This is a genomic window from Oleiphilus sp. HI0067 (assembly GCF_001635735.1).
Window position 1 is genome coordinate 1 of record NZ_LWFI01001020.1, and the last position, 2,482, is coordinate 2,482.

A 2,482-nucleotide genomic window follows, 5' to 3' on the forward strand; every position below is an offset into this window, starting at 1 on the left:
TGATCGCAAATGGTCGGAGTTTGAAGAAGCATTCTTTGGTTTTAAAGTCGACACCTTGGCCCTACTTTCAGATGAGCAATGGGAAGCCTATCTTGATGATTCGCGTGTTGTGCGCAGCGGCCAAAAAATCAAAGCGCTGCGCGACAATGTATCTTTCTTGTACGACCTGCGATTTACAGACAAAGGTATCGCTTCATTAATCGCGCATTGGCCATCCGATGATCAAGTTGGCCTGATGCAGCTGCTTAAAAAGCGTGGTTCGCGACTAGGCGGGAATACAGGACAATATTTTCTTCGCATGATGGGGCGCGACACCTTTATCCTCTCACGAGATGTTGTATTAACATTGCAAAGCGCTGGGCTTGATATTAAAAGTGAACCGAGCTCTCAGAGAGAACTAAAACTAATACAAGCAACGTTTAATGAATGGCACAAGCAAAGCGGAATCAGCTACACGCAAATGAGCCAAATCTGTGCCTATGCTAACGGCGACAATGTCGTTGGAGTTCAACTAAGTAGGGTTTAGATGTCTGAAGCGGTAATTTGGGGAGTTAGACTTAGCCCTTACACCTTAAAGCTCGAAGCTGCATTGCAATACAAAGGTATCGCCTATCGACGCCTGCCTGCGATGGGCACTCACTTTGAGAATGCTCGAATTATCTTAAGACTAGAAGCGGCCAAGCGACGAAAAGAAGTTAGTCGTTATCCTGATATGGATAAAGAGCTAGACGAATATCCTCTGCTCCCCTATTTCAGCCATGATAAACGATTTTTTGAATACGATAGCTCTAGTATTCTCAGACGCATGGAACAAGAAGGCGAAGGACGTAACATTATTCCTTCGCCCCCCTTATTTAACTTCTTAACCCATTTTATCGATGAAGCATTCAACGAGTTTGGCTTATATCTCGTGCATCATATGCGCTGGGTCGGCTCTACAAAAAGCAACAGAATGGGCAAACTGCTCGCATCAGAGTTTAAAAATGCATTACCACCCGGCGGCGCTTGGCTCTTATCTCGGTCATTTCCAGCTCGCCAAGTAAAGCGTTTACCTTATTTGATGAGCGTCGCCCCGAAAGGATACAAGGCAGGCGTTCGCGCATCACTAACACCGCCAACAAAAGAAGACTTCCCACCAACACACGAACTACTTGAACAAAGTTGGAAAGCTATATTAGAGGCGTTAGACGCAATATTTCGCCGTCAAAACTATATTTTCGGCGATCACTTTTCCCTAACCGATGCGAGCATCTATGGTCAATTAGGAATGAACCTTGTCGACCCGGAAGCCGCGGACAAAATAAAACAAATTGCACCAAATCTTTTTGCTTGGCTAAAACGTATTGATGAAGGCCAATTCATGGAAACTAGTAATTACGTTAATGAGAACCTAATTTTCAACGAAAAATTGTCAACGCTGATGAATATTTTGATGGGAACATATGCTGCGCTGATGGTTCAAAATGAGCGCGCACATAATGACGCGGTCGCAAATGGCAAACACAGATTTAATGAACAAGGTTTTGATTTAGGCGAAAACATCTATACAGGAAAACTCCGAGGCTACGCATTCAAATCAGTTGTTAAAAGCTTTCAAGTGAGAAGCTGGCGCGAAGTAAAAGAGCACTGGAAAGGCCTTGCCCCTAGCGATAGAGAAATCTTAACTGAGCAGATACAACTCACTGAACTACTTGATTACTAACTACTAACCCAACCACAAACAGAGCAAATACTATGAGTCATCAATGCAGCTGTCCGTGCGGAAAAACCAAATTTACTGTAGAGAAAACGCCTGCTGTACGCTTTTTTTGTCACTGTGAAATTTGCCAAGCTCTGTATAAATCAAATTACTCAGATGTGTGTGTTGTGAAATCAAAACACGTAACGCTAGATGAGCAAGATGTAGAGTTTAAGACGTATCGCCTACCACCGGCATTACAGCGCGGAACCTGCAAACACTGTCACTTGCCTGTAGCAGGATTCTTGAAAGGAATCCCCGGATTAGGCTTAGCGTTTATATCAGCAGAAAACTTTGATGATAAATCTTCACTGCCAGACGCTGTTGGGCATGTGTTTTATCATCGCAAAAGCGCAAGCTATGACGACAAGCTAGAAAAACACGAGGGCTATTGGGGCAGCCAACTCGCAATATGCCGGTGGGTAATGCCAAAACTTCTGCAAATGTCATAAACCGTTTTAAACAATGCAATCAGACCTCTTTCCAACTGAAAGTGTTCAGCAGTTATCTGAAAGCTTTCCAAAGCGCATGGCGATCATTGATTGCGAAACCACAGGAGGCAAACCTCAACAGCACCGAGTCATCGAAATTGGTCTATTAATTGTTGATGATTGTGTCATCGTTGAACGCTGGCAAAGTTTTATCAACCCGCAAAGAGAGCTTCCTCCATTCATCACGAAGCTAACCGGCATTACACCGAACATGCTAGTTGGCCAACCACAGTTCTCGGACATAGCTAACTCA

The 2,482-nt window shown here is 44.0% G+C and carries 4 protein-coding genes; all 4 read left to right on the forward strand.

What is annotated here, in order from left to right; translation table 11 throughout:
• A partial coding sequence (locus A3739_RS13665; RefSeq protein WP_068501741.1) for a DNA-3-methyladenine glycosylase I occupies positions 1 to 526 on the forward strand: 526 nt, incomplete at its 5' end.
• Positions 527 to 1,702 carry a glutathione S-transferase C-terminal domain-containing protein gene (locus A3739_RS13670; protein ID WP_068480338.1) on the forward strand — a complete coding sequence of 392 codons (1,176 nt, stop codon included), beginning with the start codon at positions 527 to 529 and terminating at the stop codon, positions 1,700 to 1,702.
• Between the two features lie 32 nt (positions 1,703 to 1,734).
• A complete protein-coding gene (locus tag A3739_RS13675; protein WP_068480333.1) occupies positions 1,735 to 2,190 on the forward strand; it encodes a GFA family protein in 456 nt (151 codons plus the stop codon).
• 13 nt (positions 2,191 to 2,203) lie between these two features.
• Positions 2,204 to 2,482: PolC-type DNA polymerase III (locus A3739_RS13680; protein WP_197472320.1), on the forward strand; the 279-nt coding region annotated here is incomplete at its 3' end.

Bases quoted from the DNA above. Each gene is read 5' to 3' on its own strand.
- A3739_RS13675 (WP_068480333.1), top strand. From the start codon at position 1,735: ATGAGTCATCAATGCAGCTGTCCGTGCGGAAAAACCAAATTTACTGTA.
- A3739_RS13670 (WP_068480338.1), top strand. From the start codon at position 527: ATGTCTGAAGCGGTAATTTGGGGAGTTAGACTTAGCCCTTACACCTTA.